At 69.5% G+C, this 25832-nt stretch carries 26 protein-coding genes; 7 read left to right on the plus strand and 19 right to left on the minus strand.

The window, feature by feature from the left end; all coding sequences use genetic code 11:
- Window positions 1-111: 111 nt before the first annotated feature.
- From hflD to H5368_RS02850, 3 genes are read right to left on the minus strand one after another with little or no spacing between them, the layout of a single operon-like run.
- Window positions 112-720 (minus strand): high frequency lysogenization protein HflD, encoded by a 609-nt coding sequence (hflD, locus tag H5368_RS02840; RefSeq protein ID WP_223877923.1) that lies wholly within the window; start codon window positions 718-720, stop codon window positions 112-114.
- A complete protein-coding gene (mnmA, locus tag H5368_RS02845) occupies window positions 717-1829 on the minus strand; it encodes a tRNA 2-thiouridine(34) synthase MnmA (protein ID WP_182821156.1) in 1113 nt (370 codons plus the stop codon). The genes hflD and mnmA overlap by 4 nt, the downstream gene beginning before the upstream one ends.
- Window positions 1826-2308: an NUDIX hydrolase gene (locus H5368_RS02850; RefSeq protein ID WP_182821158.1), complete on the minus strand. Its 483-nt coding sequence runs from the start codon at window positions 2306-2308 to the stop codon at window positions 1826-1828. Before H5368_RS02850 ends, mnmA begins: the two co-directional genes overlap by 4 nt.
- 166 nt (window positions 2309-2474) lie before the next feature.
- Between H5368_RS02850 and clpS the strand changes: the two genes are divergently transcribed.
- Together clpS and clpA are read left to right on the plus strand one after the other, a co-directional pair.
- Window positions 2475-2795 carry an ATP-dependent Clp protease adapter ClpS gene (gene clpS, locus H5368_RS02855; protein ID WP_182821160.1) on the plus strand — a complete coding sequence of 107 codons (321 nt, stop codon included), beginning with the start codon at window positions 2475-2477 and terminating at the stop codon, window positions 2793-2795.
- Window positions 2796-2974: 179 nt separating this feature from the next.
- Window positions 2975-5269 (plus strand): ATP-dependent Clp protease ATP-binding subunit ClpA, encoded by a 2295-nt coding sequence (clpA, locus tag H5368_RS02860; protein ID WP_182821162.1) that lies wholly within the window; start codon window positions 2975-2977, stop codon window positions 5267-5269.
- 86 nt (window positions 5270-5355) lie between these two features.
- Here clpA and infA read toward each other — a convergent pair whose 3' ends face one another.
- From infA to trxB, 4 genes are all read right to left on the minus strand, one after another.
- Complete coding sequence (infA, locus tag H5368_RS02865; protein WP_182821165.1) at window positions 5356-5574, minus strand: translation initiation factor IF-1; 219 nt, start codon at window positions 5572-5574, stop codon at window positions 5356-5358.
- Between the two features lie 88 nt (window positions 5575-5662).
- Window positions 5663-6454: a leucyl/phenylalanyl-tRNA--protein transferase gene (aat, locus tag H5368_RS02870; protein WP_182821167.1), complete on the minus strand. Its 792-nt coding sequence runs from the start codon at window positions 6452-6454 to the stop codon at window positions 5663-5665.
- Window positions 6451-7593 carry a GNAT family N-acetyltransferase gene (locus tag H5368_RS02875; RefSeq protein WP_182821169.1) on the minus strand — a complete coding sequence of 381 codons (1143 nt, stop codon included), beginning with the start codon at window positions 7591-7593 and terminating at the stop codon, window positions 6451-6453. Before H5368_RS02875 ends, aat begins: the two co-directional genes overlap by 4 nt.
- Window positions 7594-7631: 38 nt before the next feature.
- A complete protein-coding gene (trxB, locus tag H5368_RS02880; protein ID WP_182821171.1) occupies window positions 7632-8585 on the minus strand; it encodes a thioredoxin-disulfide reductase in 954 nt (317 codons plus the stop codon).
- A gap of 163 nt (window positions 8586-8748) precedes the next feature.
- Here trxB and ald point away from each other — a divergent pair, with 163 nt between their 5' ends.
- The 5 genes from ald (at window position 8749) to H5368_RS02905 (ending at window position 15219) form a co-directional block, all read left to right on the plus strand.
- A complete protein-coding gene (gene ald / locus H5368_RS02885) occupies window positions 8749-9819 on the plus strand; it encodes an alanine dehydrogenase (RefSeq protein WP_182821173.1) in 1071 nt (356 codons plus the stop codon).
- A 56-nt stretch (window positions 9820-9875) separates the two neighbouring features.
- On the plus strand, window positions 9876-12242 hold the full coding sequence (locus H5368_RS02890) for a DNA translocase FtsK (protein ID WP_182821175.1): 2367 nt from the start codon (window positions 9876-9878) through the stop codon (window positions 12240-12242).
- Window positions 12243-12336: 94 nt separating this feature from the next.
- Window positions 12337-12960 (plus strand): outer membrane lipoprotein chaperone LolA, encoded by a 624-nt coding sequence (gene lolA, locus H5368_RS02895; RefSeq protein WP_182821178.1) that lies wholly within the window; start codon window positions 12337-12339, stop codon window positions 12958-12960.
- A gap of 242 nt (window positions 12961-13202) precedes the next feature.
- Window positions 13203-13808, plus strand: coding sequence for a hypothetical protein (locus H5368_RS02900; RefSeq protein WP_182821180.1), 606 nt, complete (start codon window positions 13203-13205; stop codon window positions 13806-13808).
- A gap of 67 nt (window positions 13809-13875) precedes the next feature.
- Entirely contained in the window at window positions 13876-15219 is a 1344-nt protein-coding gene (locus tag H5368_RS02905) for a replication-associated recombination protein A (RefSeq protein WP_182821182.1), read from the plus strand.
- An 11-nt stretch (window positions 15220-15230) separates the two neighbouring features.
- Here H5368_RS02905 and H5368_RS02910 read toward each other — a convergent pair whose 3' ends face one another.
- The 12 genes from H5368_RS02910 to H5368_RS02965 form a co-directional block, all read right to left on the minus strand.
- Window positions 15231-15959, minus strand: coding sequence for a sulfite exporter TauE/SafE family protein (locus H5368_RS02910; RefSeq protein ID WP_182821184.1), 729 nt, complete (start codon window positions 15957-15959; stop codon window positions 15231-15233).
- Window positions 15949-16191, minus strand: a complete 243-nt coding sequence (ccoS, locus tag H5368_RS02915; RefSeq protein WP_182821186.1) for a cbb3-type cytochrome oxidase assembly protein CcoS — start codon at window positions 16189-16191, stop codon at window positions 15949-15951. The genes H5368_RS02910 and ccoS overlap by 11 nt, the downstream gene beginning before the upstream one ends.
- Complete coding sequence (locus H5368_RS02920) at window positions 16188-18605, minus strand: heavy metal translocating P-type ATPase (protein WP_343203875.1); 2418 nt, start codon at window positions 18603-18605, stop codon at window positions 16188-16190. The genes ccoS and H5368_RS02920 overlap by 4 nt, the downstream gene beginning before the upstream one ends.
- A 1-nt stretch (window position 18606) precedes the next feature.
- Window positions 18607-19113, minus strand: coding sequence for a FixH family protein (locus tag H5368_RS02925; RefSeq protein ID WP_182821189.1), 507 nt, complete (start codon window positions 19111-19113; stop codon window positions 18607-18609).
- On the minus strand, window positions 19113-20666 hold the full coding sequence (locus tag H5368_RS02930) for a 4Fe-4S dicluster domain-containing protein (protein WP_182821191.1): 1554 nt from the start codon (window positions 20664-20666) through the stop codon (window positions 19113-19115). Before H5368_RS02930 ends, H5368_RS02925 begins: the two co-directional genes overlap by 1 nt.
- Window positions 20666-20917: a hypothetical protein gene (locus H5368_RS02935; protein WP_182823695.1), complete on the minus strand. Its 252-nt coding sequence runs from the start codon at window positions 20915-20917 to the stop codon at window positions 20666-20668. The genes H5368_RS02930 and H5368_RS02935 overlap by 1 nt, the downstream gene beginning before the upstream one ends.
- 41 nt (window positions 20918-20958) lie before the next feature.
- A complete protein-coding gene (gene ccoP / locus H5368_RS02940; RefSeq protein ID WP_182821194.1) occupies window positions 20959-21903 on the minus strand; it encodes a cytochrome-c oxidase, cbb3-type subunit III in 945 nt (314 codons plus the stop codon).
- Complete coding sequence (locus H5368_RS02945; protein ID WP_182821196.1) at window positions 21900-22043, minus strand: cbb3-type cytochrome c oxidase subunit 3; 144 nt, start codon at window positions 22041-22043, stop codon at window positions 21900-21902. Before H5368_RS02945 ends, ccoP begins: the two co-directional genes overlap by 4 nt.
- A complete protein-coding gene (ccoO, locus tag H5368_RS02950; RefSeq protein WP_182821198.1) occupies window positions 22040-22711 on the minus strand; it encodes a cytochrome-c oxidase, cbb3-type subunit II in 672 nt (223 codons plus the stop codon). Before ccoO ends, H5368_RS02945 begins: the two co-directional genes overlap by 4 nt.
- Before the next feature lies 1 nt (window position 22712).
- Entirely contained in the window at window positions 22713-24215 is a 1503-nt protein-coding gene (gene ccoN / locus H5368_RS02955; protein ID WP_182821200.1) for a cytochrome-c oxidase, cbb3-type subunit I, read from the minus strand.
- A gap of 271 nt (window positions 24216-24486) precedes the next feature.
- On the minus strand, window positions 24487-25062 hold the full coding sequence (locus H5368_RS02960) for an SCO family protein (protein ID WP_182821202.1): 576 nt from the start codon (window positions 25060-25062) through the stop codon (window positions 24487-24489).
- Complete coding sequence (locus H5368_RS02965; protein WP_182821204.1) at window positions 25059-25829, minus strand: formylglycine-generating enzyme family protein; 771 nt, start codon at window positions 25827-25829, stop codon at window positions 25059-25061. Before H5368_RS02965 ends, H5368_RS02960 begins: the two co-directional genes overlap by 4 nt.
- Window positions 25830-25832 lie beyond the last annotated feature (3 nt).

The following is a 25832-nucleotide window of genomic DNA, read 5'->3' on the forward strand; positions in this document are numbered from 1 at the left end:
GCCGGCAGCCCATGCCCCGTTGCGGGCGTCGCCTGTGCCTAGCTGGATACGCGGCCGGCCCGCGGCAACGGCCACCACATGGGGTGGCCGCGGCGTGCGCCGGTGCGCTCGTCAGCCCAGCAGGTCCTCGACCGCGCGGCCCATCGCACTGCGCTGGAACAGGAGGTCCCAGGGGCTCCCGCCGGCCTGCCGCCACAGCACCGCCGAACGCAGCGCCGACAGCAGCACCGCGCGGATTTCCGCCACCACGGCGGCCTGCCCCAGGTAGTGGGGGTTGCCCTGCACCAGCACGCGCGGGCGCAGGTGGCTGACGGTGTCGGCGTACAGCGTGCCCAAGCTGCCCAGCACCTCGGGGTGTGTGCTGCTGCCCAGCCGCTCGGCGTCGGCGCGCGCGGCGAGGATGCCGGCATGCACGCGCTCACCCATCTGGTCGTCCTGCACGAAACGGCGCTCGAGCTGGGTGACCGCCAACGCCAGCTTGGGCAGCAGCGGATCCTGGCCGCGGTTGGTGAGGTAGTCGCGCAGCAGTGCAAGGCCGGGACGTACCGCGGCCACGCCGCCGTAGACATCGGCGGTGGATTCGGCGTCGATGCGGAACACGCTGTCGAGCGCGGTCTGCAGCACCGCGCCTTCGGCCTGGCCGGTATCGGCGATGCGGCGCACCTGGCGCAGCGCCTGTGCCAGGCCGGCGAGTGCCAGCACGCGGTCGTGCATGCTCATGCCGGCACCGCGGAGCGCGTGAGCGGAGCGTCGGTGGTCGCGATCACCGCGCCCCCCAGGCAGGCGTCGCCGCTGTAGAGCACCAGGGACTGGCCCGGCGTGACCGCGCGCTGAGCGCGATCGAAGGCAACCCGCAGGCTCCCGGTATCGTCAACAAACACTTCGCATGGCTCCTCGTTCTGGCGGTAGCGCGTCTGCGCCGTGCAGGCGAACCGCGTCGCCGGCGGTGCGCCGGCGATCCAGTGTGCGTGTTCGGTCCACAGCGTGCCCGACATCAGGTGTGGGCTGTCGTGCCCCTGGTCAACCGTGAGCACGTTGCTGGCGACATCCTTGCCGACCACGTACCACGGGCTGTCGGCGAATCCGCGCTGGCCGCCGATGTTCAGGCCTTCGCGCTGGCCGAGGGTGAAGTAGAACACGCCGGCATGCGTGCCGACTCGGCGGCCATCCGGCGTACGGATTTCGCCGGGCTGCGCGGGCAGGTAGCGCGCGAGGAAGGTGCGGAAATCGCGCTCGCCGACGAAGCAGATCCCGGTCGAGTCCTTCTTCTCCGCCGTCGGCAGGCCGGCCGAGCGGGCGAGGGCGCGCACCGCGTCCTTGTGCAGGTCGCCGAGCGGGAACAGCGTGGCCGCGAGCTGCGCCTGGCCGAGCTGGTGCAGGAAGTAGCTCTGGTCCTTGCCGCGATCGGCGGCGCGCAGCAGGCGCCACTGGTCGCCGGCGCGGTCGATGCGCGCGTAGTGGCCGGTGGCGATGCGCCCGGCACCGAGCGCGACGGCGGCATCCAGGAAATGGCGGAACTTGATCTCGCGATTGCAGAGGACGTCCGGATTCGGCGTGCGCCCGCGCGCGTACTCGGCCAGGAAATGCTCGAAAACGCCCGTCCAGTACTCGCCGGAGAAATCGCGGAAATGGATGCGGATGCCGAGCCGGCCACACACCGCGACGGCGTCGCGGCGGTCGTCCTCGGCGCGGCAGTCGCCGCTGCCGTCGTCGGCCCAGTTGTCCATGAACAGGCCATCGACGGCTGCGCCGGCGTCACGAAGAAGCAGCGCCGCGACCGAAGAATCCACCCCGCCGGACATGCCGACGATGACTTCCGGCGGCCTCATGCGTGAAGCGCGCGCAGCAGCGAGAGCGGATGGCGCTGGCCACCCAGGAAGTCCTCGACCACCTGCCACACGAGCGGGCTGCGGTGCCGCGGCGACGCGGCCTGGAGTTCGGATGGTGCCAGCCACAGCGCCCGTTCGATCCCGTCGTCCAGCCGCCGTGCGGGGTCGTGCGTGACCGGCCGCGCGGCGAACGCGAAGCGCAGGTAGTGGCGGCCACCGCTGCCGTCGGCCAGCACCGGTGACGTCCACTGGTAGGCGCCGATGAAGGCCTCCAGCTCGACCGTCCAGCCGGTTTCCTCGAGGGTCTCGCGCACCGCGGCATCGAGCAGGCTTTCATCGGGTTCCAGGTGGCCCGCCGGCTGGTTGAGCACCAGCGCGCCGCCGGCATGTTCCTCGACGCAGAGCAGGCGCCCACGGTCGAGCACCACCGTCGCCACAGTGACATCCGGTTGCCAGAACCGCCCCTGGCGATAGGTCATGCCGCGTGCGCCACGGCACGCCCGTGGACGGGCATGCTGCTCGTGCCGGCGCCTGCGTGCTGCCTAGCGGTGGTGTTGCGCATCGGGCGCTCGCGGTGCGGAGGTTGTGGCATTTTCGTCCCAGTTGCGCATGGGCGTCCACCGCCGGCTCCGTATAATGGCCGCCATGAGCCGCAAGACAGAACACGAACGCGACCACGGCGTCGTCGTCGAACCCGCCCGCCCCGAACTGGCGCGACCGCCGCTGTACTCCGTGCTGTTGCTGAACGATGACTACACGCCGATGGACTTCGTGGTCGAGGTGCTCGTGCGTTTCTTCAGCCTGGACATCGAGCGCGCCACCCAGGTGATGCTCCACGTGCATACCCGTGGCCGCGGCGTGTGCGGTGTGTTCATCCGCGACGTGGCGGAATCCAAGGTCGCCCAGGTCAACGACTATGCGCGCCTGAACCAGCATCCCCTGCTGGCGACGATGGAGCCGGCCTGAGTGGCCCGGCGGGTGTGCTCCTGCACCCTGTCGTGACATCCGCTGGCGGGATACTGGGGCCCACCGCCGGCCCTTGCGCTCGACGCTGGCAAAGGCCTACAAGAGGGTCATCTCCGGATGGAAAAGCCGCATCGGCACCCCCATCTGGATGGTTAGTGATTCCAGGAGGCACACGCCCCATGTTCAGCAAGGACCTCGAATACAGCATCGGCCAATGCTACAAGCGCGCCCGCGAGGCGCGCGACGAGTACATGACGGTCGAACACCTGCTGCTTGCGCTGCTCGACAACCCGTCCGCCGAGATGGTGCTGAAGGCCTGCAGCGCCGATTTCCATCGCCTGCGCGCCGACCTCGAGCAGGCGATCGACAGCTCGGTGTCACGCCTGGCCGATGATGACGGCCGCGACACCCAGCCCACGCTCGGCTTCCAGCGCGTGCTGCAGCGCGCCGTCTACCACGTGCAGTCCTCGGGCAAGAAGGAGGTCTCCGGCGCCAACGTGCTGGTGGCGATCTTCGGCGAGAAGGACTCGCACGCCGTCTATTTCCTGAACCAGCAGGACGTGACCCGGCTGGATGTCGTCAATTACCTGTCCCACGGCATCGCGCGCACCGGCGACGAGCCGCCGCACGACGCCGAGGATGCATCCGCCCGCCCACGTGGCGAGGGCGGCGAGAGCGGTGAGGGCGACGGCAAGGGCGATGCGCTGGCCGAGTTCGCCACCGACCTCAACGCGATGGCGCGCGCAGGGCGCATCGATCCGCTCGTCGGCCGTGCGGAGGAAGTCGAGCGCACCATCCAGGTGCTCTGCCGCCGCCGCAAGAACAACCCGCTGTACGTCGGCGAGGCGGGCGTGGGCAAGACCGCGATCGCCGAGGGCCTGGCGCGACGCATCGTCGAGGGCGAGGTGCCCGAGGTGCTTGCGCACGCCACCATCTACTCGCTCGACCTGGGTGCGCTGGTGGCCGGCACCAAGTACCGCGGCGACTTCGAGAAGCGGCTGAAGGCGGTGCTGGCCGCGATCGGCAAGCACGAGGGCGCGATCCTCTTCATCGACGAGATCCACACCATCATCGGCGCGGGTTCCGCGTCCGGCGGCACCATGGATGCGTCCAACCTGATCAAGCCGGCGTTGGCATCCGGGGACCTGCGCTGCATCGGTTCCACCACGTTCCAGGAATACCGCGGCATCTTCGAGAAGGACCGCGCGCTGGCGCGCCGCTTCCAGAAGATCGACATCGTCGAGCCGACGGTGGGCGAGACCTACCAGATCCTGCAGGGCCTGAAGCCGCGCTACGAGGCCCACCACCAGGTCACCTACGCCGACGAGGCGCTGCAGGCCGCGGTGGACCTGTCGGTGAAGCACATCGGTGACCGGTTGCTGCCGGACAAGGCGATCGACGTGATCGACGAGGCCGGCGCGCGCCAGCGGCTGTTGCCGGAAGGCGTGCGCAAGCAGCTGATCGATGTGGAGGAAGTCGAGACCATCGTCGCCAAGATGGCGCGCATCCCGGCCAAGCAGGTCAGCGCCTCGGACAAGGACGTGCTCCAGCACCTGGAGCGCAACCTGAAGATGGTGATCTTCGGCCAGGATCCGGCGATCGGCACGCTGGCCTCGGCGATCAAGCTCGCGCGCTCGGGCCTTGCCAATCCGGACAAGCCGATCGGCAACTTCCTGTTCGCCGGACCCACCGGCGTAGGCAAGACCGAAGTCACCCGCCAGCTCGCGCTGCAGCTGGGCATCGAGCTGGTCCGCTTCGACATGTCCGAGTACATGGAGCCGCATTCGGTCAGCCGCCTGATCGGCGCGCCGCCGGGCTATGTCGGCTTCGACCAGGGTGGCCTGCTGACCGAGAAGATCGTCAAGACGCCGCACTGCGTGCTGCTGCTGGACGAGGTCGAGAAGGCGCATCCGGACATCTTCAACATCCTGCTGCAGGTCATGGACCGCGGCATCCTCACCGACACCAACGGGCGCGAGGCCAACTTCCGCAACGTGGTGCTGGTGATGACCACCAATGCCGGCGCGGCACAGGCCGCGCGGCGCACGATCGGATTCATGCAGCAGGACCACAGCACGGATGCGATGGAAGCGATCCGCAAGGGCTTCACCCCGGAGTTCCGCAACCGGCTCGATGCGGTGGTGCAGTTCCAGCCACTGGCCTTCGAACACATCCTGCGCGTAGTCGACAAGTTCCTGATCGAGCTCGAGGAGCAGCTGCACGAGAAGGGCGTCAGCCTGGCGGCGACACCCGCGGCGCGCGAATGGCTGGCCCAGCACGGGTTCGACCCGCTCATGGGCGCGCGTCCCATGGCGCGCGTGATCCAGGACAAGGTCAAGCGTCCGCTGGCCGACGAGCTGCTGTTCGGGAAGCTGGTGTCGGGTGGGCGCGTCTCGCTGGATGTCCTGGACGGCGAGATCGTGCTCGACGTGCAGCCCGAGGCGGAGAAGCTGCTGCCGGTGACGGTGGGCTGAGCGTCGGCTGCCTGCGGCGCGTTGGAATGAATAAAGGCGGCCAATGGCCGCCTTTATTCGTCTCGCGCCGGCAGGGGCGCGGCGGCTTACTTCATGCGATAGGTGATGCGACCCTTGGTGAGGTCGTACGGGGTCATCTCGATCTTGACTCGATCGCCGGTGAGGATGCGGATGTAGTTCTTGCGCATGCGCCCGGAAATGTGTGCGATGACCTCGTGGCCGTTCTCGAGCCGCACCCGGAACATGGTGTTCGGGAGGGTCTCGGAGACCGAACCTTCGAATTCTATGACGTCGTCTTTTGCCATGCGTCCTGTTTGACCATGCAAGGAGCTCGGGCTGGACGCCCGAAAGAGGGGATTCTGCCACGAATGGCGTCCAAGCGCAAAATTTCCGTTAACCGGAACCCACCGGCAGGGCGTCGCGGGTGGTCGATCGCGCCGTGTCCGGGGGTGCCGCCAGCGCCGTTGCCGGCAGCTCGCCGAACGCATCGGTCCACGCCCCGTCCCGACCCGGATATGCCACCAGGCGCCGCACCTCGCCAAGGAACCGCACCCGTGGCCACGTCTCCGCGCCCATGCGCCGCAGGTGCGCGTTGTCGACCTGCGCGTCGATCAGCGGCCAGCCCCATTCGCGCAAGCGCAGGGCGAGCGCCGCGAGCGCCAGCTTGGACCCGCCACTGGCCGCACTGAACATGCTCTCGCCGAAGAACATCGCGCCGATGGCGACGCCGTACATGCCGCCGACCAGGCGGTCGTCCGCGTCGACGACCTCGATGCTGTGCGCCAGGCCCGCACGGTGGAGCTGGCCGTAGGCGGCGCGCATGTCGGCGTCGATCCAGGTGCCGCGCTGGCCGTGCCGTGGCACGTCGGCGCAGGCCGCCACCACGGCGTCGAACGCGGTATCCGCGCGAACGTGCCAGGGCGAATGCCTGAGGCTGCGGCGGAAGCGCGATGCCAGGTGCACGCTATCGGTACGGAACACCATGCGCGGATCCGGCGACCACCAGAGGATCGGCTGCCCTTCCGAGTACCAGGGGAAGATGCCGCGGCGGTAGGCATTGGCCAAGCGCGTCGTCGAGAGGTCGCCGCCGAAGGCGAGCAGGCCATCCGGCTCGCGCAGCGCGCTGCCCGGTTCCGGGAATGGCGCATCGGCGCGTGCGCCAAGCCGCGGCAGCGACAGGCTCACGACGCACCGCCCGGCGGATCGCTCCGGAACGGCGAGCGTTGCAGCAGCGCGTGGGCCTGGGCATGCACGACATCGCGCTCCTCCGCGCACCAGGGCGCCAGCGCCTCGCGGAACACCGGCTCGGCGATCCAGTGGTGGCTGCGCACCAGGGTTGGCAGGAAGCCGCGCGCGATCTTGTGCACGCCCTGCGCGCCGGGCTCGAAGCGGGCCAGGCCCTCGCGCAGGCAATAGGCGATGCCCTGGTAGTAGCAGGCCTCGAAATGCAGCCCCGGCAACTCGCGCGTGGCACCCCAGTAGCGACCGTACAGCGTGTCGCGGCCGCGCAGGCACAGCGCGCCCGCGACGGGCGCACCGTCGAGATCGGCCAGCACCAGCACCAGCGCGCGCGGCATGCGCCTGGCCAGGTGGCGCAGGAAGGCAGGGGTCAGCGCGGGGGCGTTGCCGTAGTCGGCGAACGTCTGCAGGTAGAAGCCGTGCATGGCGTCGAGGTCGGCATCGCTCGCCTCATCGCCGTGCAGTACGCGGAAGCGCACGCCGGCGCGCTCCACGCGCGCGCGCTCCTGGCGGATGTTCTTGCGATGCTTGTGGTCCATCGCCGCAAGGAAGTCGTTGAAATCACGCCAGCCCGCGTCGTTGCGCCAGTGGTACTGCACGTCGAGGCGCTGCAGCCAGGTGGAATCGAATGCCGCGTCTTCCGCCGCCTCGTGGAAATTCACGTGCGCCGAAGAACGTCCGCCTGCGCGCGCGTCGGCCGTGATCGCGGCGACCAGCGCGGCGCGCGCGGCGTCGCTGCGCGCGAGCAGGCGCGGCCCGGTCACGGGCGAGTAGGGCACGGCGCCCAGCCACTTCGGGTAATAGTCGAGGCCGTGGCGCGCGTACGCATTCGCCCAGGCGTGGTCGAACACGAACTCGCCGTGCGAGTTGTCCTTCAGGTAGCCGGGCGCGGCCGCCACCAGCACATCGCCGTCCCACAGGGCGATGTGCCGCGGTGTCCAACCCCAGCCTTCGCGCAGGCAGCCGCTGGATTCCAAACCGGCGAGGAACGCATGCGCGACAAACGGGTTGCCGCCATCGTGCAGCGCATCCCAGGCCGCGGCCGGGACCTCGAAGAGCGACGCATGGGTGCGGGCGACCGCCATGCGCGGCTCAGCCGGCCCCCACCGTCGCGCGCCGCGGCTCAGGCATCCTTGTCGAGGAAGCGTTCCGCATCCAGCGCGGCCATGCAGCCGAAGCCCGCCGAGGTGATCGCCTGGCGGTAGACCTGGTCGGCCACGTCACCTGCGGCGAACACGCCCTTGACCGACGTTTCGGTGGCGCCACCGGCGAGTCCCGATCGGATCTCCAGGTAACCGTTGTTCATCGCCAGCTGGCCTTCGAACAGCGAGGTGTTGGGTGTGTGGCCGATGGCCACGAAGAAGCCGTGCACCACGATCTCGCGGGTGCTGTCGTCCTGCACCGACTTCAGGCGCAGGCCGGTCACGCCGGCCTCGTTGCCGAGCACTTCGTCGACCACGTGGTGCCAGACCGGCACGATCTTGCCGGCGTTGATCTTCGCCTGCAGCTTGTCCTGCATGATCTTCTCGGCGCGCAGGCTGTCGCGGCGGTGCACCAGGTACACGGTGCGCGCGATGTTGGACAGGTACAGCGCTTCCTCCACGGCGGTGTTGCCGCCGCCGACCACGGCCACGTCCTGGTCCTTGTAGAAAAATCCGTCGCAGGTCGCGCAGGCGGACACGCCGCGGCCCTTGAAGGCCTCTTCAGACGGCAGCCCCAGGTACTTGGCGGTGGCGCCGGTGGCGATGATCAGCGCGTCGGCGGTGTAGGCGCCGCTGTCACCGATGAGCCGGAACGGACGCTGCGACAGGTCGACGCTGTGCACCTGGTCGAACACGACCTCGGTATCGAAGCGCTCGGCATGCGCCTGCATCCGGTTCATCAGGTCCGGCCCCATCAGGCCATGCGCGTCACCGGGCCAGTTGTCGACCTCGGTGGTGGTCATCAGCTGCCCGCCCATCTGCAGGCCGGTGACCAGCACCGGCTTGAGGTTGGCGCGCGCGGCGTAGACGGCGGCGGTCCAGCCGGCGGGGCCGGAACCGAGGATCAGCAGGCGGCAGTGCTTGGAAGTGCTCATGTATACTCGCGAGCCATGGAAACATGGCGTTGGGAAGCGCATAGCTTGGCGGCGCCACGGCAGCATGACAAGGCGCGCGGGTTGCGGTTCACCGCAACGCTGGGTTCCTTGCCGCAAACGACGACTCGCCGCTGACGCGGCGTTTTTTGTGCAGGAGCGACCCATGCGAATCGGTGTCCCGAAAGAAACCAAGACGCTCGAAGGTCGCGTCGCGCTGGTCCCCGAGGCGGCCGGCGACCTGGTCAAGCGCGGTCACGAGGTCTGGCTCGAGTCGGGTGCCGGCATGAAGTCCGGATTCGCCGATGCCGCCTACGCCGCGCTCGGCGTCAACATCGCCGCAGATGCCGCCGAGCTGTACGCCAGGGGCGAGATGATCGTGAAGGTGAAGGAGCCGATCGCCGGCGACCTCGAACACCTGCGCAGTGACCACCTCCTGTTCTGCTACCTGCACCTTGCCGCCGAGCCCGCGCTGACGCGCCAGCTGCTCGACATCGGCCTCACCGCGATCGCCTTCGAGACCGTCGAGCTGCCCAACGGCGAGTTGCCGCTGCTGGCGCCGATGTCGGTCATCGCCGGTCGCATCGCGACCCAGGTCGGCACCACGCTGCTGCACCAGCCGCAGGGCGGCAAGGGCGTGCTGCTCGGCGGGCTGCCGTCGACGTCGCGCGGCAAGGTGGTGGTGTTCGGTGCCGGCAAGGCCGGCGGTGGCGCCGCGGCGCTCGCGGCCGCGGCTGGCGCCAGCGTCACCGTGTTTGAGATGCGCCAGGACCGCATGGACGAGATGATGCGCCTGGGCAACAACGTCACCGCGCTGTACCCCTACCAGGACGTCATCGCGCGCGAAGTCGCGTCGGCGGACCTGGTGGTGGGCGCGGTGCTGGTCGCCGGCGCGCGCGCGCCGCATGTGATGACCCGCGACATGCTCAGGGCCATGGAGCCGGGCAGCGTGCTGGTGGACATCGCCATCGACCAGGGCGGCTGCTTCGAGACCTCGCGTCCGACCACCTGGAAGGATCCGACCTACGTGGAGGAGGGCGTCACGCACTTCTGCGTCACCAACATGCCGGGCGCGGTGCCGCGGACCTCGTCGCAGGCGATCTGCGCGGCAATCCTGCCGTGGGTGGCGAAGCTGGCGGCGGGTCCGGCGTGGCGCGGCAACGATGCGCTGGCACGTGGCGTGAACGTCGACGCAGGCAAGCTGGTGCACCCGGCACTGCTCGCCCTGCCCATTTAGGGCAAATGGTGAGTAGAATCATCCCATTGCGGGATAATCTTAAGGTCTGATCACACGTGGCAGCACGCCCGGTAGCGGAACGCGGCAACAGGCGGCAGCGCAAGGCTGTCGCCGACAAGGCCGCGCCCGCGGCGCCCAACCCACGCCGGCAGAAGCTGCTGCGCGACATCGCGCTGATCGCGATCGCGCCGCTGCTGGTCTACCTGCTGGTGTGCATGGTGACGTTCTCGCCGACCGATCCGGGCTGGTCGCATTCCGGCAGCCTGACCGCACCGCTCAACAATGCCGGCGGCCGCGTCGGCGCCTGGGTGGCCGACGTGCTGCTGGGCCTGTTCGGCCATGTCGCCTTCGTGCTGCCGCTGATCCTCGGCGCGGTGGCGTGGATCGCGCTGTTCGGCATGGACACCGATGGCGATGGCCAGGCGGATCTCGGCCCGGCCCTGCGGCTGGTCGGCATCGTCGGCTTCATCGTGTCCTCCACGGGGCTTCTGTTCCTGCGCATCGGCGCGGTGGAAGGCTATTCGGCCGGCAGCGGCGGCATCCTCGGCCGCCTGGTCGGCAATTCGCTGTACTCGGCATTCGGACCGGTCGGCGGCAACCTGTTCCTGCTGGCCCTGTTGCTGGTGTCGGTGACCCTGGCGACGGGGCTGTCGTGGTTCAGGGTGATGGATGCCATCGGCCAATGGGTGCTGCGCCTGCCCGAACTGTTCCGCCGCGGCAGCAAGCAGGCGGTCGACTGGCAGGAAGCCCGCGCCAAGCGCGAGGAGCGCACCGAGGTGCGCAAGATCGACAGCGAACTGCGCAAGACGCGCGCGCCGGTGCGGATCGAGCCGCCGCCGGCGCCGGTGGTGGAGAAGAGCGAGCGCGCCAAGCGCGAACAGCAGATCCCGCTGTTCCATGTCGCTGACGGTACCGGTATCCCGCCGCTGGCCCTGCTCGACGACCCCAAGCCACAGGTGAAGGGGTATGACGAGGACACGCTGGAAACGCTGTCGCGGCAGATCGAGTTCAAGCTCAAGGACTTCCGTATCGACGCGCAAGTGGTCGGCGCCTATCCGGGGCCGGTGATCACCCGCTTCGAGATCGAACCCGCGCCCGGCGTGAAGGTCAGCCAGGTCAGTTCGCTGGACAAGGACATCGCGCGCGGGCTCAGCGTGAAGTCGGTGCGCGTGGTCGACGTGATCCCGGGCAAGTCGGTGATCGGCCTGGAAACGCCCAACACGCACCGCGAGATGATCTACCTCTCCGAGCTGCTGCGCTCCAAGGAATATGACAAGTCCGGCAGCCCGCTCACCCTGGCGCTGGGCAAGGACATCGCCGGGCGGCCGACGGTCGCCGACCTCGCACGCATGCCGCACCTGCTGGTCGCCGGCACCACCGGCTCCGGCAAGTCGGTCGCGGTCAACGCCATGGTGCTGAGCCTGCTGTACAAGGCGTCCGCCAAGGACGTGCGCATGCTGATGATCGACCCGAAGATGCTGGAGCTGAGCGTCTACCAGGGCATCCCGCATCTCCTTGCGCCGGTGGTCACCGACATGAAGGAGGCCGCCAATGGCCTGCGCTGGTGCGTGGCGGAGATGGAGCGCCGCTACAAGCTGATGAGCGCGGTCGGCGTGCGCAACCTCGCGGGCTTCAACAAGAAGGTGAAGGACGCGCAGGACAGCGGCCAGCCGCTGCTCGATCCGCTGTTCAAGCCCAACCCCGAATTGAACGAAGCGCCGCAGCCGCTCGAGCCGCTGCCGTTCATCGTCATCTTCATCGACGAATTCGCCGACATGATGATGATCGTCGGCAAGAAGGTGGAAGAATTGATCGCACGCCTCGCGCAGAAGTCGCGCGCCGCCGGCATCCATCTGATCCTCGCCACGCAGCGCCCCTCGGTGGACGTGATCACCGGCCTGATCAAGGCCAACATCCCCACGCGCATCGCCTTCCAGGTGTCGAGCAAGATCGACTCGCGCACCATCCTCGACCAGTCAGGCGCCGAGACGCTGCTTGGCCATGGCGACATGCTGTACCTGCCGCCCGGAACCGCCATGCCGGAGCGCGTGCACGGCGCGTTCGTGTCCGACGAGGAAGTGCATCGCGTGGTCGAGCACCTCAGGCAGGCCGGCGGCGGCCCGGATTACGTCGAAGGCGTGCTGGAGGAAATCCAGTCGATGGGCGACGGCGTCGTGGTCGGTGCCAGCGGCCTGCCGGAGAGCAGCGGCAGTGCCGGCGACGAGAGCGATCCACTGTATGACGAAGCCGTGCGCGTGGTCACCGAGACCCGCCGTGCGTCGATTTCCGGCGTGCAACGGCGGCTGAAGATCGGCTACAACCGCGCCGCGCGCCTGGTGGAAGCGATGGAAGCCGCGGGCGTGGTCACCCCGCCCGAGCACAACGGCGACCGCTCGGTGCTGGCGCCCCCGCCGCCGAAGTAGCGGCGGCTGCAGCCATGCCGGTGCGCCCGCGTGAGCCCGCATTCAGCGACGCCGCCGCACACTCGCAGCGCATCTTTCCCATGGAGCCCGCCACATGATCCGTTCCCGTTTCTGGCTGGTCGCGCTGGCCGCGCTGCTTGCCACCGGCACCGCGTTCGCCGGTGCGCGCGACAACCTCGATGGCTTCACCCGCGGACTCAAGGGCCTCGACGGCCAGTTCGTGCAGAAGGCATTCGATGCCGATGGCCGCATCAAGGAGACATCCAGCGGCCGCGTCGCGATGTCCGCGCCGCGCCTGTTCCGCTGGGAATACGTCAAGCCGTACGCGCAGCTGATCGTCGCCGACGGCAGCAAGGTCTGGATCCATGACCCCGACCTGGAGCAGGTGACGGTGCGTGACCAGGGTGCGGGCGAGCAGGACAGCCCGCTGGCGGCGCTGATCGATCCGTCGCGCCTCGATCGCGACTACAACGTCCGCGAGGCCGGCGAGGCCGATGGCCTGTCGTGGCTGCTGCTGACGCCCAAAAAGGACGAAGCGGGCTTTGCCAGCGCACGGCTTGGCTTCTCGGCTGCGGGCCTGGTGCGCATGGAGGTGGTCGACTCGCTTGGCCAGCGCACCGAGATCGCATTCAGCGGCTGGAAGCGCAATCCCCGCTTCGGCGCGGGCACGTTCAAGTACACCCCGGGCCCGGGTGTTGACGTGATCGGCGAGGGCTGAAGCCCGCGACACGGCTCCGCCGGCGGCGGAGCGACCAGGACGGCGTCACGGGTGGCCCCCGTGGCGCCGTTCCTGCGTTGAGGACAGTGTCGCCGTCGAGTTCCCGCACGTATCGTATGCCGCTGTCGCGCCCCACCCCTTTCCGTTCCTTCCTGTTGGTGCTGAGCCTGGGCCTGCCCGGTGCGGGTGTGTCCGCGCAGCCCGGCGATCCACCCCAGGCCGGGGTAGGGGAGGCTGTCGGCATGGCGCCGCAGCCGGCCGGGGATGACGTCCGCAACGCGGTGGCCGCCGTGCTGGTCGGCGCACTCGGTGCGGAATTCGGGAACGCCATGGTCGACGTGCGCCTGGACAGCGCGCAGGTCGCCGTCGAGAGTGCCCGCGACCATGTGGTCAGCGGCAGTGGCCGGGTGCGCATCGGCGCGGGCGCCGCGAGCGACGGCATGGCCACCGACGGCGACTGGCTCGCATTCCAGTACCGCACCCGTTACGACACGCTGTTCGCCAGCGCCGGCTGGCCCGACGTGCAACTGGGTGGCGACGGCGAGCGCGAGGTCCCCAACGACGCGCTGCTGATCTCGGAGCTCGAAGACCGTCTCGCCACCGAACTCGAGCAGCTGCCGGGCGCGGGTCGCGTCTACCTGCAGTTCGACGCGATCAACAGCGTGGAAACCGGCGCGCGGTTCGTGCGCATCGATGCCACCGGTGTTGCCGATTTCGGCACCGGTGGCAACACCAGCGCGCACGTGGAGGCCGTCTACGACCGCCGCGATGCGACCTGGCTGCGCGTGCGGCAGGAGCTGGGCGCCAACATCAGCGTCGACCCGACGGCACCCGTCGCGAGCTACTGAGGCCGCCCCGGTACGCGGTCACGGCGCACCACTTGCTATCTTGTCGTCCGGTCCACACCCGGATGCGATGTTGCCCCGCAAGCCAGCCCCGGACGCCGACATGCCCGGCCTCCTGCCCGAAGACGAGAATGCGCTTGCCATGCGCCCGCTGGCCGAGCGCATGCGCCCGCGCACGCCCGACGAGATGGTCGGTCAGCGCCGCCTGCTGGCGGAAGGCTCGGCACTGCGCCGCGCGATCGAGGCCGGCAACGTGCACTCGATGGTGCTGTGGGGCCCACCCGGCTGTGGCAAGACCACCCTCGCGCTACTGCTCGCCGACTACGCCGATGCCGAGTTCAAGGCGATTTCCGCGGTGCTCTCGGGCCTGCCGGAGGTGCGCAAGGTGCTGGCCGAGGCCGAGCAGCGCTTCGCCGGCGGGCGGCGCACGGTGCTGTTCGTCGATGAGGTACACCGCTTCAACAAGGTGCAGCAGGATGCGTTCCTGCCGTACATCGAACGCGGCACGATCGTGTTCGTCGGCGCGACCACCGAGAACCCCTCGTTCGAACTCAACTCCGCGCTGCTCTCGCGTTGCCGCGTGCACGTGCTCGAGGCGGTGTCGGCGGACGACATCGTGCTCGCCCTGCGCCGCGCACTCGAAGACCTACGGCGCGGACTGGGTGGACGCGGCATCGCCATCGGCGACGGGCAGCTGGCGATGATCGCTTCGGCGGCGGACGGCGACGTGCGCCGCGCGCTCACCCTGCTGGAAATCGCCGCCGAGCTGGCGGGTGAGGGCGGCACCATCAACGACGCCACCCTGGCGCAGGTATTGGCCGACCGCAGCCGCCGCTTCGACAAGGGCGGCGAACAGTTCTACGACCAGATCTCCGCGCTGCACAAGTCGGTGCGCAGCTCCAACCCGGACGCCGCGCTGTACTGGCTGGCGCGCATGCTCGATGGCGGCGCGGATCCCGGTTATCTCGCGCGCCGCCTCACGCGGATGGCGGTGGAGGACATCGGCCTGGCCGATCCACGCGCGCTGACGATGGCGCTGGAAGCCTGGGATGCACATGACCGCCTCGGCAGCCCCGAGGGCGACCTGGCGCTGGCGCAGGTGGCGATCTACCTGGCAAGCACCGCCAAGTCCAACGCCGCCTATGTCGCTTTCGGCGAAGCGCGCGGCGACGTGGTGGCGCACGGCACCGCGGACGTGCCGATGCACCTGCGCAACGCACCGACCAGGCTCATGAAGCAGCTCGGCTACGGCAAGGGCTACCAGTACGACCACAACCTGGAAGGCGGGATCGCCCCGGACCAGACCGGATTTCCCGATGCGATGGGCGAGCGCGTGTACTACCGCCCGGTCGAGCGCGGCCTGGAGATCAAGCTGCGCGAGAAGCTGGCACGGATCAGGGCGCGGCGCACGTAGCCGGCCGCGCGTCAGCGCGTCGGCGGCGGCAGGCAGCCGAGCGCCGCCAGCGGTCCCGCCAGTGCGGGAATGTGCATCAGCCACGGTGCGGCAATGGTGAGCACGCCTGCGGCGAGCACCACCAGGCCGAGACCCATCCGCCAACGGCCGCGCTGCAGGTATTGGCCGATGCGCGCGCCCGACCAGGTCAGCGACACCATCAGTGGCAGGGTGCCCAGGCCGAATGCCGCCATGGTCAGCGCGCCGTTGCGGGCGTCGGCCTGCAACCAGGCCGCGGCGAGCATGGTGGTACTGAGGCCACACGGCATCCACCCCCAGAGCACGCCGAGCGCGAGGCGCTTGGCCACGGTGTCGGCCGGGAGCAGGGGCGCCTGCAGCCTGCGCAGCCGCTGCCAAAGCGCCGAGCCTGGCCGTCCGAGGAAACCCAGGCGACCCTTGCGGTCGAGCAGCCGCAGTGCGACCACCACCAGCACCACGCCTACCAGCATGCGTGCGCCGAATGCGATCCAGGGACTGCGCGCGACCGCCAGGATGCCGCCACCCAGCGCGCCGGCGATCGCGCCCGCCGCAACGTAGCCGCCAACGCGGCCGAGGTTGGGCTGCAGCGCCGGCCACCAGCCGTTGCGGCCACCCATCGCGGAGAACCCGGTGGCGATCCCGCCACACATGGCCGCGCAGTGCACGCCGCCCATCAGGCCGGCGAGCAGCGCCGCACCGATCGCCAGCCAGTCAGTCGGCACGGGGCCCGCCTTCGCGCAGGCCGCGGCGGCCGCCCGCTTCGCCGTCCCCGGCGGGCGCGTCATTCGGCGGGAGGGCGTCCGGCGCCTGGTCCGTGCTGTCGTCGCGCAGGATGTCGATCGCAGCCGCATCGAGGTTTTCAAACTGTCCCTTGCCCACCGCCCAGCGGAATGCCCAGACGGCCACGAGCAGCAGCACCAGGCTCACCGGGATGAGGAACAGCAGCACGTTCATGGCGCGCTGGTCCGCGCCAGGCGCAGCGCATTGAGGGTGACGATGAGCGATGACACCGCCATGCCCAGCGCCGCCACCCACGGCGTGACCAGGCCGGCCGCGGCCAGCGGGATGGCCACCACGTTGTAGCCCAGCGCCCAGGCCAGGTTCTGGCGCACGATGGCGCGCGTGCGGCGCGCCAGGGCGATCGCGGCGGGAATGCGCAGCAGCGAGGGAGCGGTCAGCACCAGGCCGGCAGCACGGTGGGCGAGGGCGGCGCCGCTGCCGATCGCGATCGAGACGTCGGCCCCGGCCAGCACGGGGGCGTCATTGAGCCCATCGCCGACCATCGCCACCACCTTGCCGCTGGCCTGCAGCGCGCGCACGCCGGCGAGCTTGTCCTCGGGCGACTGGCGTGACGCCGCATGGTCGATGCCGAGCATGTCGGCGAATGCGTTCACCGTGGTCGCCGCATCGCCGCTGGACAGGTGGACATCGACGCCGAGCTCGCGCAGCGCCGTGACCGCCCGGGCGGCGTCATCACGCGGTGGCTCTTCCAGGGTGAACCTGGCCACCGCCTGCTGGCCGTCGCCGAGCCACAGGGCGCCGTCGTCGACGCGGCCCGCGGCGAAGTCGGCGCGGCCCATGCGCCAGGCGCGGCCTTCGACCGTTCCGGCGATGCCCAGCCCCGCATGTTCTTCCACCGCCGCCACGGCCAGGCCGGCGTCGCGTCCCTCGAAGGCGCGGGCAATCGGGTGCAGGCTGTCGCGCTCCAGCGCCGTGGCAATCCCGAGCGCGTCCTCGACGTCGAGATCGCCGAAGGCTTCCACGCGCCCGAGCGTCGGCCGGCCGCTGCCCAGGGTTCCGGTCTTGTCGAACACGATGTCGGTGGCCGCGGCCAGCGAGCCCAGCGCCTCGCCATCGGTCGACAGCACGCCGAGCTTCGCCAGCGCGCCGTGGGCGACGGCGAGCGCGGTCGGCACCGCCAGCGAGAGTGCACATGGGCAGCTGATCACCAGCAGGGCGATGGTGACCTCGAGCGCACGCGACGGGTCGTAGATCCGCCACCCGATGTACACCAGCACCGCCGCCACCAGGATGCCGGCCACGAAACGGCTGGAGAACGCGTCGGCCAGCTGCGCCGCGCGCGGGCGATGCGACTGCGCGCGTTCCACGAGCCACTCCAGCTCCGACAGCCGGGTCGCCGCGCCCACGTGCTCGACGCGGATGCGCGCCGGGGCCTCGCGGCAGACGGTACCGGCGTAGATCGTGTCGCCCGGTGCGTGCAGGACCGGATGGACCTCGCCGGTGAGCAGGGCCTCCTCGAACCGCGCGGCGGCGTCGATCAGGGTGCCGTCCGCCGGCACCGTGTCGCCCGCCGCGATGCACGCGATATCACCGGGCCGCAGCGCGGCCGTCGGCACGACCTCGCGGCTGCCGTCGGCAAGTTCGCGCGTCGCCAGCTCCGGCCGCGCCCGCGCCAGCGTGTCCACCTGGGCCACGGCGATGCGTCGCGCGCGCTGCTCGAGCATGCGCGCGCCGAGCAGCAGGAACACGAACATCACCGCAGCGTCGTACCAGACATGCGTTCCGCCGCGGATGGTCTCGAACACGCTGGCGAAGTAGGCAAGCAGCGTGGAGCTGGCGATCAGCGTGTCCATGCCCAGGTGGCGGTTGCGCAGCTCCCGCAGCATGCCGGCGATGAACGGCCAGCCGCACCAGAACACCACCGGCGTCGACACCAGCAGGGTGATCCAGCGGAAGAAATCGCGCGTGGCCAGCGGCATCTGCTGGTAAATGTCGAGGTACAGCGCCTCGGCGAACATCATCGCCTGCATCGACGCCAGGCCAGCGATGCCCATGCGCAGCAGGTCGCGGTTGCGTGCGGCGCGGCGCTCGCGTTCGCGGGCGATGCCCGAGGCGAGGTAGGGCACGTAACCCAGCCCGGCCAGGCGGCGCAGCGGACCCGAGAGCGCGGTGCGCGCCGGGTCCCAGGCGATGCGGATGCGACCGGTCACGGCGTTGGCCACGACCTCGATCACGCCCGGCTCGCGCGCGACCGCGCGGTCGACCAGCCAGGCACAGGCCGCGCAACGCATGCCGTCGGTCAGTACCGTGATTTCACGGCCGCCGTCGACCCCGCGCACGTGCCCGGCCTGGACGTCGTCGCGGTCGAAGGCGGCGAGCTGCGCGTCCAGGTCGAGCGCGGCACGTCCGCCCGGCTCGGTGCGCAGGCGGTAGTAGTCGACCAGGTTGGCATCGCGGATCCACTGCGCCGCGGCGGCGCAGCCGTCACAGCAGAAGCGGCGGTACGCGCCATCGATGCGGGCGCTGGCCGGATCCGCGGGCAGGGCCTCGCTGCAGTGGAAGCAGCCGTCCGCCACGCCCTGCGCGTCGCGCACGGCGGCGGCCGTGGCGACCGCGCCCGCGTTCACCTCACTCCTGCTCGCCGGAGAAGGCCGGCTTCACGTGGGCCGCGCGCTGTCCTTTCGGCAGGCGTCCCTGCAGGCGCCAGGCCATGCCTTCGGGCATGAGCTCGAGCTTCCAGTCGTGGTCGAGGCCGATCCCGGCCTCGGCACGCCAGCCGTACTCGCCGGGCGCGGCGCGCAGTTCGACGTCGGACGCCGCCAGGGAGGGGTGGCGCAGCACGATGCGCAGGGGCTGCCCGCGGTCGAACTGGCCGGTCACCGGCAGCACTTCCACATAGCCTTCGTCGACGCGGATGATGGCGCTCAGGCCGAGGTCGCGGGCGCGGGCGTCGGGGCTCAGGTCGGAGACCTGGATCTGCGCGGTGCGCTGGACCACGTCGCCCACCGCATCGCTTGAGTCGCGGGTCGCCAGGCCCACGAGGATCACGCCGGCGACAACCGACGCCAGCGGCAGGCCGATCACCAGCCACATCATCGGTTCGCGCCAGAAGGGGCGTTTGCGGTCGTCTGTCATCACATGGGTCCGAAGAAGCTGCTGTCGACCGTTTCGCTGGCTTCGCCGTCGATGGTCTCGACGCGAAAACTCAGCGCGTGGCGGCCCTTGAGGGAGTCGGGAGCGGCGATGACCACCGGGACGCTGATCACCTGCTGGGCATCGGCGCGCACCGCGTCCAGGCCGCGGCCGCGCAGCTCGATGCCCGGCGCGCCGCCTTCGACGACGATGCGGTAGGCGCGGGCATCGTCGCTCTTGTTGACGATCTTGAGTGTGTAGTCGTTCTCGACCTGGCCGTCGCCGACCACGCGGTAGAGCGCATTGCGGTCGCGCAGCACCTCGACGATCAGCGGGCTGCGCATGCCCACGCCAACCACCCAGGCGACGGTGAGCGCCAGCAGCAGGATGCCGTAGACGAACACGCGGGGCCGCAGCACGCGGGTGGGCTTGTTGTCGATCGCATTCTGGGTGCTGTAGCGGATCAGGCCGCGCTCGAAGCCCATCTTGTCCATGACGTCGTCGCAGGCGTCGATGCAGGCGCCACAGGCGATGCACTCGTATTGCAGCCCGTTGCGGATGTCGATGCCGGTCGGGCAGACCTGCACGCAGAGGGTGCAGTCGATGCAGTCACCGAGTTCGGCGGTGTCGAACTTCGGCAGGGGCTCCGCCACCTCGCCCATGCCGCCAAGCGAGATGGTGCCGGCGGCCTGCACGCGGTTGTCGGCCGCGGTCGGGTGCAGCGCGGCGCGGAACACGTAGTCGTAGGCGGTGATCTGGTCGAGCAGGCCGCGGGCGCGCTGTGCCACGCTGCCGAGGCCGCGCTTGCGCGGCCCGCGCGGCTCCCCGCGCATCGGGTCGTAGGCGATGATCAGCGTGTTGCGGTCGAACATGGCGCTCTGGAAGCGCGCGTACGGGCACATGTACTTGCACACCTGCTCGCGCAGGAAACCGGCGTTGCCCCAGGTGGCCAGCGCGTAGAACAGCACCCAGAACGTCTCCCAGCCACCCCAGGCCAGCGTGGGCAGGCGCGCGGCCAGGTCGGTGATCGGGGTGAAGAAGCCGACGAAGGTGAAGCCGGTCCACAACGCGAACACCAGCCACAGCGCGTGCTTGGCCGCCTTGCGCAGGACCTTCTCGCGCGTCCATGGGCCGGCGTCGAGCCGCATGCGCTTGTTGCGCTCGCCCTCGGTCCAGCGCTCCATCCACAGGAACACTTCGGTCCACACCGTCTGCGGGCAGGCGTAGCCGCAGAACAGGCGCCCGGCCAGCGCGGTGAAGAAGAACAGCGCCAGCGCGGCGATGATCAGCAGCAGCGCCAGGAACAGGAAGTCCTGCGGCCAGAACGTCAGGCTGAAGACGTGGAACTTGCGTGCCGGCAGGTCGAACAGCACCGCCTGGCGCCCGTCCCAGCGCAGCCACGGGAACACGTAGAACATGCCGAGCAGCCAGAACACGGCGGCCACGCGCAGCGTGTTGAGGCGTCCGGAGACTTCGCGCGGGTAGACCTTGCGCTCGCTGACATACATCGAGCCGCCATCGTCACCGGCAAGCTCCAGGGGGATACGACGGCTCATCAGTCTGGGGGGAGCGCCTTGTTGAACCGGCTGGCCGGGCGAAGCAGGAACCATGTGAACAGGCTGGACGCCGCGGTGGCGACCCAGAACATGAAGAACGCGATCGAGTAGCCCAGGCTGCGGCTGATCTCGACATCGGGGAAGGTGATGTCACGCAGCATCAGCGGGTCGACGAAGGCGGAGAACACCATCGTCGCCACGCCCGCGGCGAAGAAGCTCGGCCACAGGATCGCGCCGACCCGCTGCGCCATGGGGCGCGGCGGATGGTCGAACCCGGGGCCGGGGAGGTTGCTCACTGCGCGCCCAGCGGCTGGCCCTGGGTCGGCTCGGGACCGGTGGGGTTGGACAGCGACCACACATAGGAGGCCACCAGCCGCGAGCGGGTCTCGCCAAGCAGCTCGCGATGCGCCGGCATGACGCCGTGGCGCCCGTTGTTGATGGTTTCCATGATCGATTGCACCGAGTTGCCGTACATGGCGTAGGCGTCGGTCAGGTCGGGCGCGCCCAGGTCCTGGTTGCCCTTGCCGTCGATGCCGTGGCAGGCCACGCAGACGCCTTCGTACAGGCCCTTGCCCTGGGCGGCGAAGAAGTCGTTCGCCGGGACCTCACCCGCCAGCGCGCGCACGTAGGTGGCCACCGAAAGCACGGCGTTGTCGCCGCCCATGCCGGTGAGCACCGTGCCCCATTCCGGCATCACGCCCTGGCGACCGTCGAGGATGCTCTCGAGCACGCGTGCCTCCGAGGCGCCCCAGTGCCAGATATCGTCGGTCAGGTTGGGGTAGCCCACCGCGCCCTGCGCCGAGGAGCCATGGCAGGTGGCGCAGGTGTTGGCGAAGATCGCGCGCCCCAGCTGCACCGCGCGCGGATCGCCAGCGAGCTCGGAGATGGCGCGACCGTCATAGGGCCTGAAGGTCTCGGCGAGGACCGCGTCCTGCCTGGACTTGTCGGCGTCATGCTCGGCGGACGAGGTCCAGTTGCCAAACCCCTTGAAGTTGCCAAAGCCCGGATACCAGAGCAGGTAGCCGACGGCGAACACCATGGTCAGGTAGAAGCCGATGATCCACCAGCGCGGCAGCGGCTTGTTGTACTCGGTGATGTCCTCGTCCCAGACGTGGCTGGTGTCCTCCGGCTTGGGATCACCCGGGCGGCGGCGGCTGGTCCAGGCCAGCAGGGCCCAGAGGCCGGCGATATTGAGCACGACCAGCGCGATGACGTAGATGCTCCAACCGGTGGTCATTGAGCGGGCTCCTGGGAATCGTCTTCAAGGGGCCGCTGCGCGGCTGCATCGAACTGGGCCTTGAGCGAAGGTCGCCAGATCCAGATCCAGCCGCCCACGAACAGCAGCAGGAGGGCGAGCGTGACAAATCCGCCGATCATGGCGCGGCCTCCGCCTTCGCGGCGGACACGGCGGCCGCGGTCGGGGCATGGCGCCCGAGGCCCTGCAGGTAGGCCACCATGGCATCGAGCTCGGTCTTGCCGGCCACCGCCTCGGCCACGCCGGCAATGTCCTCGTCGCTATACGGGTCGCCGAGGCGCTGCAGGTTGCGCATGTTGCGCGCGATCGTCGCGGCGTTCACCTGTGCATTGGCCAACCAGGGGAAGGACGGCATGTTGGACTCGGGCACCACCGCGCGCGGGTCGACCAGGTGCACGCGATGCCAGTCGTCCGAATAACGGCCACCGACGCGCGCCAGGTCCGGACCGGTGCGCTTGGAACCCCACTGGTGCGGACGGTCATACACCGACTCGCCGGCCAGCGAGTAGTGGCCGTAACGCTCGGATTCGAAGCGCAGGGTGCGCACCATCTGCGAGTGGCAGTTGTAGCAGCCCTCGCGGACGTAGATGTCGCGCCCGGCGAGCTCCAGGGCGGGGTAGGGTTCCACGCCCGGCAGCGGCTCGATGGTCTCGGCCTGGTACATCAGCGGCACGATCTCGGCCAGTCCACCGAAGGACACGGCGACGGCGATCAGGCCGATCAGCAGGCCGACGTTCTTCTCGACCTTTTCGTGGGCATTGGGCGGCGGGGGAATCTTGTTTTCGCTCATGTCAGGCAGCCTGGGTCGAAGCGCGGGCGCTGGAAGGATCGGGCGCGAGCACCGGCTGCGGCGCCGGGGCCTTGGCCATCTGGAACGTCCTCCAGGTGTTGAGGGCCATCAGGAACATGCCGGTCAGCACCAGCAGGCCGCCGCCGAAGCGCACGAGGTAGTAGGGGTAGGTGGCATTGAGGGACTCGACGAAGCTGTAGGTCAGCGTGCCGTCGGCGTTGGTCGCGCGCCACATCAGGCCCTGCATCACGCCGGCGATCCACATCGATGCGATGTAGAACACCACGCCGATGGTGTGCAGCCAGAAGTGCGTGTCGATCCACTTGACCGAGTACATCTCCTTCAGGCCGAGGATGCGCGGCATCAGCGAATAGATGGAGCCGATGGTGATCATGGCCACCCAGCCCAGCGCGCCGGCGTGCACGTGGCCGACGGTCCAGTCGGTGTAGTGCGACAGCGAGTTCACCGTCTTGATCGACATCATCGGCCCCTCGAAGGTGGCGATCATGTAGAACGACAGCGCGACGATCAGGAACTTCAGGATCGGATCGGTGCGGAGTTTGTACCAGACGCCGGAGAGCGTCATGATTCCGTTGATCGCGCCGCCCCAGCTGGGCGCCAGCAGGATCAGCGAGAACACCATGCCCACCGACTGCACCCAGTCGGGCAGGGCGGTGTACTGCAGGTGGTGCGGACCGGCCCACATGTAGACCGCGATCAGCGCCCAGAAGTGCACGATCGACAGGCGGTAGGAGTAGACCGGGCGCCCGGCCTGCTTGGGCACGAAGTAATACATCATGCCCAGGAACGCCGTGGTCAGCAGGAAGCCGACGGCGTTGTGGCCGTACCACCACTGCACCATCGCATCGACCGCGCCGCTGTATACCGGGTAGGACTTGCCGAGGCCCGACGGGATGGCGATGTTGTTGACGATGTGCAGGATGGCGACGGTGACGATGTACGCGCCGAAGAACCAGTTGGCGACGTAGATGTGCGACACGCGGCGCTTGGCGATGGTGCCGAAGAACAGCACCGCGTAGGCGACCCAGACCACGGTCAGCAGCAGGTCGATGGGCCATTCCAGTTCGGCGTATTCCTTGCCCTGGGTCAGGCCCATGGGCAGGGTGATCACCGCCAGCACCAGCACCAGCTGCCAGCCCCAGAACACGAACGATGCCAGCTTGTCGGAGATCAGCCGGACATGGCAGGTGCGCTGCACGACGTAGAGGCTGGTCGCGAACAGCGCGCAGACGCCGAAGGCGAAGATCACGCCGTTGGTGTGCAGCGGGCGCAGGCGGCCGTAACTCAGCCACGGGATGCCTTCGCCGAGGGTCGGCCAGTACAGCTGCGCGGCGATGAAGACGCCCACGGCCATGCCGACGATGCCCCAGAAGACAGTGGCGACGGTGAACTGGCGCACGACCTTGTCGTTGTAATAGCCGGACCTGGCGGCATCCGGGCCGAATGCGGCCGTGGCCGGAGCTGTGGCGGGGGTCGAGGACATGTGCGGTGACCTTGGTTGCTGTTGTTTATTTTCCGCTACGGGGGCGGGCCCGGCATTGATCGTGATCAAAGCGCTGCCGGCTTGTTCGCGGCGGAGGATTGGCGCATGGGCCGGCAGACACAAGGGCGACGCATGCAGCACCGCGCATTATAGGCGTCCGCCACGGGGAAGGGCACGTCCCGGCCGGGCGGAAACGGCAACGATCCGTCCCACGGCCCCGCGCCGCTGCGGACTCCGGGCCGCGGGCCATGGGGGCCGCGGCCGGCGTGGGTCAATCCGTCGCCAGTGCGCGTTTGACCGCGGCGAGGAACTCGGGGTCCGGCCGGCTCCCCATGCGCTCGGTGCGGGCGATGATCCGGCCCTCCGCATCGAGCAGCACCAGCGCACTGGTGTGGTTGAACTCGCCGTCTTCCAGCAGCCGGTAGCGGATGCCAAGCAGCCCGGCGATGCTGCGTACGTCCTGTGGCCGCGGCCGGGCCAAGGTCCAGCGCGTGGCGTCCAGCTTGCGCTGGGTGGCCACTTTCGCGAGGGCGGCGGGCGTGTCGCGCGCAGGATCCATGCTGATCAGCAGCAGGCCGAGGCGGGCGCGTTCGCTTGCAGACAGTTGCCGCTCGATGGCCTTGCCGCTGTCGACGATCAGCGGGCAGATGTACTGGCACGAGGTATAGAACATCGACACCAGCTGGGCCTTTCCGCGCCGCTCGCGCCAGTCGAACGCGCGTCCGTCCTGGTCCACCAGCGGCAGCGGCAGCGCGTACACGGAGTCCTTCGGTAGCTGCGCCGCGGACGCGGGCGTGCAGGCCAGCGCCAGGAGCAGTCCCAGGAGGGTCGCCAGCAACTTGCTCATGGCAGGTCCTTCACGCAACGGAAGCCCATGTTGGCGGTGGTGTCGCGTGCACCGAGCGAGGACAGCATGGCCACCCGCATCAGCACCGCATAGTTGTCGCGGTCGTCCATCGACAGTGCACCGGCCCCGCAGAAGCGCGCGTTGTCGGCGTCGCCCTGGTTGCGGTTGTCCTCGGCGATCATCAGCGCCGACGCGTCTTCGGTCCATTCCCAGACCAGGCCGTGCAGGTCCTGCACGCCATAGGCATTCGGCGCCTGCAATCCGACCCGCTGCAATGCGGCGTTGGACGGGCGCGAGTACCAGGACAGGATGCGCTCGCGCCAGCGCGGATCGCGCCGGGCGTCACGGCGGGTCTCGTCGGCGGCCGCCGCGTACTCCCATTCGTCCCAGGTCGGCAGCCGCGCGCCTTCGGCCTCGCAGTAGGCCTGCGCGGCGAACCAGCTGACCTGCACCACGGGCTGTTCCGGTCGCACGGCATCGCCGAGCGTGGTCGCACCCGCCCAGTGCGACAGGTAGCGCGGTTCGGCCATCACCGAGGCGACGCGGTCACGCCGCCATTGCGGATGCTTGCGGACGAACGCGAGGAACCGCGCGTTGCTTACCGGGGTGCGCATCATCTCGAAGGGCGCGATGCGCGTGGGTCCGGTCCGGTCTTCGTACTTCAGTGCGGTGCGGAACGCCCCGCCGGGCAGCTTCACGTACTCCCCGACGCCGGCGGCGAGGCCGGCGAGCGGGAGCAGGAGCAGCAGCGCGGCGAGGCGGCGCATGGC

Source organism: Luteimonas sp. MC1782, assembly GCF_014164605.1.
In the GTDB taxonomy this organism is placed as follows: Bacteria; Pseudomonadota; Gammaproteobacteria; order Xanthomonadales; family Xanthomonadaceae; genus Luteimonas.

Excerpts from the sequence above, each read along its gene's own strand:
- H5368_RS02945 (WP_182821196.1), bottom strand. The coding sequence starts at position 22,043 with ATGATCGGCGGATTTGTCACGCTCGCCCTCCTGCTGCTGTTCGTGGGC.
- infA (WP_182821165.1), bottom strand. The coding sequence starts at position 5,574 with ATGGCAAAAGACGACGTCATAGAATTCGAAGGTTCGGTCTCCGAGACC.
- H5368_RS02925 (WP_182821189.1), bottom strand. The coding sequence starts at position 19,113 with ATGACAGACGACCGCAAACGCCCCTTCTGGCGCGAACCGATGATGTGG.
- clpS (WP_182821160.1), top strand. The coding sequence starts at position 2,475 with ATGAGCCGCAAGACAGAACACGAACGCGACCACGGCGTCGTCGTCGAA.
- ccoN (WP_182821200.1), bottom strand. The coding sequence starts at position 24,215 with ATGTCCTCGACCCCCGCCACAGCTCCGGCCACGGCCGCATTCGGCCCG.
- H5368_RS02875 (WP_182821169.1), bottom strand. The coding sequence starts at position 7,593 with ATGGCGGTCGCCCGCACCCATGCGTCGCTCTTCGAGGTCCCGGCCGCG.
- clpA (WP_182821162.1), top strand. The coding sequence starts at position 2,975 with ATGTTCAGCAAGGACCTCGAATACAGCATCGGCCAATGCTACAAGCGC.
- H5368_RS02935 (WP_182823695.1), bottom strand. The coding sequence starts at position 20,917 with ATGGCGCAGCGGGTCGGCGCGATCCTGTGGCCGAGCTTCTTCGCCGCG.
- ccoO (WP_182821198.1), bottom strand. The coding sequence starts at position 22,711 with ATGAGCGAAAACAAGATTCCCCCGCCGCCCAATGCCCACGAAAAGGTC.
- H5368_RS02960 (WP_182821202.1), bottom strand. The coding sequence starts at position 25,062 with ATGAGCAAGTTGCTGGCGACCCTCCTGGGACTGCTCCTGGCGCTGGCC.
- H5368_RS02905 (WP_182821182.1), top strand. The coding sequence starts at position 13,876 with ATGTTGCCCCGCAAGCCAGCCCCGGACGCCGACATGCCCGGCCTCCTG.
- ccoP (WP_182821194.1), bottom strand. The coding sequence starts at position 21,903 with ATGACCACCGGTTGGAGCATCTACGTCATCGCGCTGGTCGTGCTCAAT.
- ald (WP_182821173.1), top strand. The coding sequence starts at position 8,749 with ATGCGAATCGGTGTCCCGAAAGAAACCAAGACGCTCGAAGGTCGCGTC.
- H5368_RS02850 (WP_182821158.1), bottom strand. The coding sequence starts at position 2,308 with ATGACCTATCGCCAGGGGCGGTTCTGGCAACCGGATGTCACTGTGGCG.
- mnmA (WP_182821156.1), bottom strand. The coding sequence starts at position 1,829 with ATGAGGCCGCCGGAAGTCATCGTCGGCATGTCCGGCGGGGTGGATTCT.
- lolA (WP_182821178.1), top strand. The coding sequence starts at position 12,337 with ATGATCCGTTCCCGTTTCTGGCTGGTCGCGCTGGCCGCGCTGCTTGCC.
- trxB (WP_182821171.1), bottom strand. The coding sequence starts at position 8,585 with ATGAGCACTTCCAAGCACTGCCGCCTGCTGATCCTCGGTTCCGGCCCC.
- hflD (WP_223877923.1), bottom strand. The coding sequence starts at position 720 with ATGAGCATGCACGACCGCGTGCTGGCACTCGCCGGCCTGGCACAGGCG.
- H5368_RS02900 (WP_182821180.1), top strand. The coding sequence starts at position 13,203 with ATGGCGCCGCAGCCGGCCGGGGATGACGTCCGCAACGCGGTGGCCGCC.
- ccoS (WP_182821186.1), bottom strand. The coding sequence starts at position 16,191 with ATGAACGTGCTGCTGTTCCTCATCCCGGTGAGCCTGGTGCTGCTGCTC.
- H5368_RS02930 (WP_182821191.1), bottom strand. The coding sequence starts at position 20,666 with ATGAGCCGTCGTATCCCCCTGGAGCTTGCCGGTGACGATGGCGGCTCG.
- H5368_RS02965 (WP_182821204.1), bottom strand. The coding sequence starts at position 25,829 with ATGCGCCGCCTCGCCGCGCTGCTGCTCCTGCTCCCGCTCGCCGGCCTC.